We start from the raw sequence: 6,089 nt of genomic DNA on the forward strand, positions 1-6,089 counted from the left end.
TCCTTACTTGGTGCTGCCGAGCAGGGTCTTGACGCGAGCAATCTCGCGGCGAACCCGGCGGGTTTCGTGGGTCTTCGGCAGCTGGCCAGTGACCTGCTGCATACGGAGCGAGAACTGCTCCTTACGCAGGTCGATCAGGTGGCTCTTCAGGTCGTCAGCCGACTTTTCGCGAAGTTGTTTGATATCCATCAGAGCACCGTCCGGGTCACGAAAGTGGTGGTCACGGAGAGCTTGGCGGCAGCCAGGCGGAACGCCTCACGTGCCACGTCTTCCGCGACGCCTTCGATTTCATAGATCATGCGGCCGGGCTGGATCTGGGCTACCCAGTACTCCACGTTGCCCTTACCAGAACCCATTCGGACTTCGATGGGCTTCTTGGTGATCGGCTTGTCGGGGAACACTCGGATCCACATCTTGCCGCCGCGCTTGACGTAGCGGCTGATCGAGCGGCGGGCCGCTTCGATCTGACGCGCGGTCAGCTGACCATGAGCGGTTGCCTTCAGGCCGTATTCGCCGAAGCTGACAGCGTTGCCGCTCCAGCTCAGACCATCGTTACGGCCCTTGTGTACCTTGCGGTATTTGGTTCGCTTGGGTTGCAACATTGTCGTTACCTCGCTTCACGAGCCGGGCGCGACGGACGGTCACCGCGGTCGCCGCGATCGTTACGATCGTTGCGCGGGGAGTCGTCCTGCTTTTCCTGGCCAACCTGGGAGAAATCGAAGACTTCGCCCTTGTAGATCCAGACCTTGATGCCGATGATGCCGTAGGTCGTCTTGGCTTCAGCGAAGCCATAGTCGATGTCGGCACGCAGCGTATGCAGCGGCACGCGGCCTTCGCGGTACCACTCCGAACGGGCGATTTCCGCGCCGTTCAAGCGGCCACCGACGTTGACCTTGATGCCCAGGGCACCGAGGCGCATCGCATTGCCGACCGAACGCTTCATCGCGCGGCGGAACATGATGCGACGCTCCAGCTGCTGCGCGATCGACTCGGCAACCAGCTGTGCGTCCAGCTCGGGTTTACGCACTTCGGTGACGTTGATGTGCGCCGGGACGCCCATCATTTCGCTCACTTCCTTGCGCAGCTTCTCGATGTCCTCACCGCGCTTGCCGATCACCACGCCCGGACGGGCGGTGTGGATCGTCACGCGAGCGGTCTTTGCCGGACGCTCGATCAGGATCTTGCTGATGCCGGCCTGCGCAAGCTTCTTGCGCAGCATTTCCCGCACCTTCAGGTCGGCTGCCAGATAACCAGCGAACTCGGCCTTGTTGGCGTACCACTTGGAGTTCCAGTCCTTGGAAATGCCGAGGCGGATACCAATCGGATGAACTTTATGACCCATGGTGTTTTCCTTTCCGCTTACTTGCCGGCGCCCACAACCACAGTGATGTGGCTGGTGCGCTTGAGGATGCGGGTGCCGCGGCCTTTCGCCCGCGCCATGAAACGCTTCAGGGTCGGACCTTCATCTACCATGATGGTCTGTACCTTCAGCTCGTCGACGTCGGCGCCCTGGTTGTTCTCGGCGTTTGCAATAGCCGACTCCACCACCTTCTTGATCAGGTGGGCAGCCTTCTTGTCCGAGAACTTCAGCAGGTTGACCGCACGCTCGGCCGGCAGGCCACGCACCTGGTCAGCGACCAGGCGGGCTTTCTGCGCAGAGATGCGCGCGGAGCGCAGGATTGCTTTCGCTTCCATTGTCATCTCTCCTTACTTGCCCGACTTCTTGTCACCACCGTGACCCTTGAAGGTCCGGGTGATGGCAAATTCGCCGAGCTTGTGGCCGACCATGTTCTCGTTGACGAGCACCGGAACGTGGTTCTTACCGTTATGAACGGCGATGGTGACGCCTACCATTTCCGGCAGGATCATCGAACGGCGCGACCAGGTCTTGATCGGCTTCTTGCTACCCGCAGCGGCTTCCACCTTCTTGATGAGGTGGTGATCGACAAACGGGCCCTTCTTGAGTGAACGTGCCATGGTCGATTAGCCCCTACGATCGCGGACGATGAATTGCTGGGTGCGCTTGTTATGGCGCGTCTTGTAACCCTTGGTCGGGACACCCCACGGGGTGACCGGATGCGGGTTGCCCTGGCCGGCCTTCGCCTCACCACCACCGTGCGGATGGTCAACCGGGTTCATGGCAGCACCACGAACGGTCGGGCGGACACCGCGCCAGCGCTTCGCGCCAGCCTTGCCCAGCTTTTCCAGGTTGTGTTCGTCGTTGCCGACTTCACCGATGGTGGCGCGGCACTCGACCGGCACCTTACGCATTTCACCCGAGCGCAGGCGCAGGGTGGCGTAGATGCCTTCACGAGCGACGAGCTGCACGGCAGCGCCGGCGGCACGCGCGATCTGGGCACCCTTGCCCGGCTTCAGTTCGATGCCGTGGACAGTGGTACCGACCGGGATGTTGCGCAGCGGCAGGGTGTTACCGGTCTTGATCGGCGCATCCGAACCCGCGATCACCTGGTCACCGGCCTTCAGGCCCTTCGGTGCGATGATGTAGCGGCGTTCGCCGTCGACGTAGCACAGCAGGGCGATATGGGCGGTGCGGTTCGGATCGTATTCGATGCGTTCCACGCGCGCCGGAATGCCTTCCTTGTTGCGCTTGAAGTCGATGACACGGTAGTGCTGCTTGTGACCACCACCCACGTGACGGGTGGTGATGCGGCCGTGGTGGTTACGACCACCGGACTTGCTCTGCGGCTCCAGCAGCGCAGCATGCGGCGCGCCTTTGTGCAGATCGGGCGTGACCACGCGCACGGCCGAACGACGGCCGGGAGAAGTGGGTTTGAATTTCATCAATGGCATGGGATGGACCTCAGGCCTTGGCCGTTACATCGATGGACTGGCCATCGGCGAGACGCACGTACGCCTTGCGCCAATCGCCGCGGCGGCCGGTGCGGTTACGGAAGGACTTGTTCTTGCCCTTCACGTTCAGCACGTTGACCGACTCGACCTTGACGTCGAACAGCTGCTCAACCGCGGCCTTTACATCGGCCTTGGTGGCTTCGTTCGAAACTTCGAAGACATACTGGTTGGAATGTTCCTGCAGGCGCGCGGTCTTTTCGGAGACTCGCGGAGCGCGCAGCACGCTGAAGACTTTTTCGTTGCTGCTCATGCCAGCCACTCCTCGACCTTCTTGACCGCATCAGCGGTGATGACGACCGTGTCGGCACCGACCAGCGACACCGGGTCCAGGCCCTGCACGTCACGCACTTCCACGTAGGGAATGTTGCGGGCCGACAGGTACAGGTGCTCGGAAGCATCTTCGGTGACGATCAGCGGACGCTTGCCCACTTCCAGGCCGGCCAGCTTGGCGATCAACGACTTGGTGTTGGTCGCTTCGACATCGAAGGACTCCACGATCGTCAGACGGCCCTGGCGGTTCAGCTCGGACAGGATCGCGCACATGGCTGCACGGTACTGCTTGCGGTTGACCTTCTGCTCGAAGCTGCGCGGCTTGGCCGCGAAGGTGACACCACCGCCGACGAAGATCGGAGCCGTCAGTGCGCCATGACGCGCGCCGCCGCCCTTCTGCTTCTTCGACTTCTTGGTGGTACCAGCCACTTCAGAGCGAGTCTTCTGTGCCTTGGTGCCGGCGCGACCGGCGTTGCGGTAAGCAACGACGACCTGGTGAACCAGATCTTCGCTGAAATCGCGACCGAACACGGCATCGGAGACCGAGACCTTGTTGTTGCTACCCGTGATAACGAGTTCCATCGTCATCTCTCCTTATGCCTTGCTAGCCGGACGAACGATCACGTCACCACCCGCTGCGCCCGGAACGGCACCACGGATTGCGATCAGACCACGTTCGACATCGACCTTCACCACTTCAAGGTTCTGGGTGCTCTGCTGCACCGAACCCATGTGGCCGGACATCTTCTTACCCGGGAAAACACGACCCGGCGTCTGGCGCTGGCCCAAGGAACCCGGCGCGCGATGCGACAGCGAGTTACCGTGGGTTGCATCGCCCATACGGAAGTTGTAGCGCTTGATGGTGCCCTGGAAGCCCTTACCCTTGGTGACACCCTGGACGTCGACCTTCTGGCCAACTTCAAAGATGTCCGCCTTGACTTCGCCGCCGACGGCGAAATCGCCGAGCTGCGCGTCTTCAACGCGGAATTCCCACAGGCCACGGCCCGCGTCGACCTTCGCCTTGGCGAAGTGACCGGCTTCCGGCTTGTTGACCAGGGCAGCGCGACGCGCGCCGACGGTCACCTGCACGGCGCTGTAGCCGTCAGCTTCGACGGTCTTGATCTGCGCGATGCGGTTCGGGGTAGCTTCAATCAGGGTTACCGGGATGGCCTGGCCATCTTCGGTGAACACGCGGCTCATGCCAGCCTTGCGGCCCACGAAGCCCAACGAATATTTCTTCGTCATGGTCGTAGTCCTCAGGTCAGCTTGATCTGAACGTCGACGCCGGCAGCCAGTTCGAGCTTCATCAGCGCGTCCACGGTCTTGTCGTTCGGGTCAACGATATCGAGCACGCGCTTATGCGTGCGGGTCTCGTACTGGTCACGCGCGTCTTTGTCGACGTGCGGCGAGACGAGAATGGTGTAACGCTCGATCTTGGTCGGCAGGGGGATCGGGCCACGCACTTGCGCGCCGGTCCGCTTTGCCGTTTCTACGATCTCGCTGGCCGAACGGTCGATCAAACGATGATCGAACGCCTTCAGCCGAATCCGGATCTTTTGGTCCGCCATGACGGTGGGTTCCTTCGTTAAAAGAGCGACGGACAAGGCCTCTGGGTTGCCTTGTCCCATGAATATCCTGAATGCAGACGCCGCACATTCCTGCGCGGCGACAAGATCTTTCCGTAGACCTCAAAAATCGAGGCAGACCGGTCTCCCGATCTGCCCAGACAAAAAGTATAGCGCGCATACAAGTTGGCAGTCAACAGGGGTACTGTTGACAAAGCCTGAATGGCGCGACCCTTCCTGGTCTGGGGAACACGAGGAGCATCCTGCGCCTCTTTTCCCGTTTGGTTACACCCCGATGCCCTACCCAGGCAACATCGGGGCGCAGATTCTAGCAGATTACGCGATGATCTTGGAGACCACGCCGGCGCCGACGGTACGGCCGCCTTCGCGGATCGCGAAGCGCAGGCCTTCATCCATGGCGACCGGGTTGATCAGGGTGACAACCATCTTCACGTTGTCGCCCGGCATCACCATTTCCACACCTTCCGGCAGTTCGCAAGCGCCGGTGATGTCGGTGGTACGGAAGTAGAACTGCGGACGGTAACCCTTGAAGAACGGGGTGTGACGGCCGCCTTCGTCCTTGGACAGCACGTACACTTCGGCGTCGAAGGTGGTGTGCGGCTTGATCGAACCCGGCTTGGCCAGGACCTGGCCACGCTCGACGTCGTCACGCTTGGTGCCGCGCAGCAGCAGACCGGCGTTGTCGCCTGCCTGACCCTGGTCGAGCAGCTTGCGGAACATTTCCACGCCGGTGACGGTGGTCTTCTGGACCGGACGGATACCGACGATTTCGATTTCTTCGCCGACCTTGATCACGCCGCGCTCGATACGACCGGTCACCACGGTGCCGCGGCCCGAGATCGAGAACACGTCTTCCACCGGCATCAGGAACGGCTTGTCGATGTCGCGTTCCGGGGTCGGGATCCAGCTGTCGAGAGCCTCGACCAGCTTGATCACGGACGGCACGCCGATCTCGCTCTGGTCGCCTTCCAGCGCCAGGCGGGCCGAACCCGAGATGATCGGGGTGTCGTCGCCCGGGAAGTCGTACTTGCTCAGCAGCTCGCGGACTTCCATTTCGACCAGTTCCAGCAGCTCGGCGTCATCGACCATGTCTGCCTTGTTCAGGAAGACGACGATGTACGGCACGCCGACCTGACGCGAGAGCAGGATGTGCTCACGGGTCTGCGGCATCGGGCCGTCAGCAGCCGAACAGACCAGGATCGCGCCGTCCATCTGGGCAGCACCGGTGATCATGTTCTTGACGTAGTCAGCATGGCCCGGGCAATCGACGTGGGCGTAATGACGTTCGGTGGATTCGTATTCGACGTGTGCGGTCGAGATCGTGATGCCACGTGCCTTTTCTTCCGGCGCGGCGTCGATCGA

11 protein-coding genes are annotated in these 6,089 nt (G+C 61.6%); all 11 read right to left on the reverse strand.

All coding sequences use genetic code 11. The features are described 5' to 3' along the window. Nucleotides 1-3 precede the first annotated feature (3 nt). A complete protein-coding gene (gene rpmC, locus AB9O74_RS16440; protein WP_019186151.1) occupies nucleotides 4-189 on the reverse strand; it encodes a 50S ribosomal protein L29 in 186 nt (61 codons plus the stop codon). Next, nucleotides 189-602, reverse strand: coding sequence for a 50S ribosomal protein L16 (gene rplP, locus AB9O74_RS16445; RefSeq protein WP_019186150.1), 414 nt, complete (start codon nucleotides 600-602; stop codon nucleotides 189-191). Before rplP ends, rpmC begins: the two co-directional genes overlap by 1 nt. 5 nt (nucleotides 603-607) lie before the next feature. Beyond that, nucleotides 608-1,342, reverse strand: a complete 735-nt coding sequence (rpsC, locus tag AB9O74_RS16450) for a 30S ribosomal protein S3 (RefSeq protein WP_121042874.1) — start codon at nucleotides 1,340-1,342, stop codon at nucleotides 608-610. 17 nt (nucleotides 1,343-1,359) lie between these two features. Further along, on the reverse strand, nucleotides 1,360-1,695 hold the full coding sequence (gene rplV, locus AB9O74_RS16455) for a 50S ribosomal protein L22 (protein ID WP_017355410.1): 336 nt from the start codon (nucleotides 1,693-1,695) through the stop codon (nucleotides 1,360-1,362). A gap of 12 nt (nucleotides 1,696-1,707) precedes the next feature. After that, nucleotides 1,708-1,977 (reverse strand): 30S ribosomal protein S19, encoded by a 270-nt coding sequence (gene rpsS / locus AB9O74_RS16460; RefSeq protein WP_019186148.1) that lies wholly within the window; start codon nucleotides 1,975-1,977, stop codon nucleotides 1,708-1,710. Nucleotides 1,978-1,983: 6 nt separating this feature from the next. Then, a complete protein-coding gene (gene rplB / locus AB9O74_RS16465) occupies nucleotides 1,984-2,811 on the reverse strand; it encodes a 50S ribosomal protein L2 (protein ID WP_017355408.1) in 828 nt (275 codons plus the stop codon). Nucleotides 2,812-2,821: 10 nt separating this feature from the next. Beyond that, entirely contained in the window at nucleotides 2,822-3,121 is a 300-nt protein-coding gene (gene rplW / locus AB9O74_RS16470; RefSeq protein ID WP_019186147.1) for a 50S ribosomal protein L23, read from the reverse strand. Next, nucleotides 3,118-3,723 carry a 50S ribosomal protein L4 gene (gene rplD / locus AB9O74_RS16475; RefSeq protein WP_128095571.1) on the reverse strand — a complete coding sequence of 202 codons (606 nt, stop codon included), beginning with the start codon at nucleotides 3,721-3,723 and terminating at the stop codon, nucleotides 3,118-3,120. Before rplD ends, rplW begins: the two co-directional genes overlap by 4 nt. Before the next feature lie 12 nt (nucleotides 3,724-3,735). Continuing rightward, nucleotides 3,736-4,386, reverse strand: a complete 651-nt coding sequence (gene rplC / locus AB9O74_RS16480) for a 50S ribosomal protein L3 (RefSeq protein ID WP_019186145.1) — start codon at nucleotides 4,384-4,386, stop codon at nucleotides 3,736-3,738. Nucleotides 4,387-4,397: 11 nt separating this feature from the next. Further along, nucleotides 4,398-4,709, reverse strand: a complete 312-nt coding sequence (gene rpsJ / locus AB9O74_RS16485) for a 30S ribosomal protein S10 (RefSeq protein ID WP_010341589.1) — start codon at nucleotides 4,707-4,709, stop codon at nucleotides 4,398-4,400. 333 nt (nucleotides 4,710-5,042) lie between these two features. Further along, the coding region (tuf, locus tag AB9O74_RS16490) for an elongation factor Tu (RefSeq protein WP_369349943.1) at nucleotides 5,043-6,089 on the reverse strand (1,047 nt) is incomplete at its 5' end.

This window comes from Stenotrophomonas sp. JAG2 (assembly GCF_041080745.1).
Lineage (GTDB): Bacteria > Pseudomonadota > Gammaproteobacteria > Xanthomonadales > Xanthomonadaceae > Stenotrophomonas > Stenotrophomonas maltophilia_AA.

What these genes read in the sequence shown, in the direction of transcription:
- rpmC (WP_019186151.1), bottom strand. Translation starts at nt 189, where the DNA reads ATGGATATCAAACAACTTCGCGAAAAGTCGGCTGACGACCTGAAGAGC.
- rplP (WP_019186150.1), bottom strand. Translation starts at nt 602, where the DNA reads ATGTTGCAACCCAAGCGAACCAAATACCGCAAGGTACACAAGGGCCGT.
- rpsC (WP_121042874.1), bottom strand. Translation starts at nt 1,342, where the DNA reads ATGGGTCATAAAGTTCATCCGATTGGTATCCGCCTCGGCATTTCCAAG.
- rplV (WP_017355410.1), bottom strand. Translation starts at nt 1,695, where the DNA reads ATGGAAGCGAAAGCAATCCTGCGCTCCGCGCGCATCTCTGCGCAGAAA.
- rpsS (WP_019186148.1), bottom strand. Translation starts at nt 1,977, where the DNA reads ATGGCACGTTCACTCAAGAAGGGCCCGTTTGTCGATCACCACCTCATC.
- rplB (WP_017355408.1), bottom strand. Translation starts at nt 2,811, where the DNA reads ATGCCATTGATGAAATTCAAACCCACTTCTCCCGGCCGTCGTTCGGCC.
- rplW (WP_019186147.1), bottom strand. Translation starts at nt 3,121, where the DNA reads ATGAGCAGCAACGAAAAAGTCTTCAGCGTGCTGCGCGCTCCGCGAGTC.
- rplD (WP_128095571.1), bottom strand. Translation starts at nt 3,723, where the DNA reads ATGGAACTCGTTATCACGGGTAGCAACAACAAGGTCTCGGTCTCCGAT.
- rplC (WP_019186145.1), bottom strand. Translation starts at nt 4,386, where the DNA reads ATGACGAAGAAATATTCGTTGGGCTTCGTGGGCCGCAAGGCTGGCATG.
- rpsJ (WP_010341589.1), bottom strand. Translation starts at nt 4,709, where the DNA reads ATGGCGGACCAAAAGATCCGGATTCGGCTGAAGGCGTTCGATCATCGT.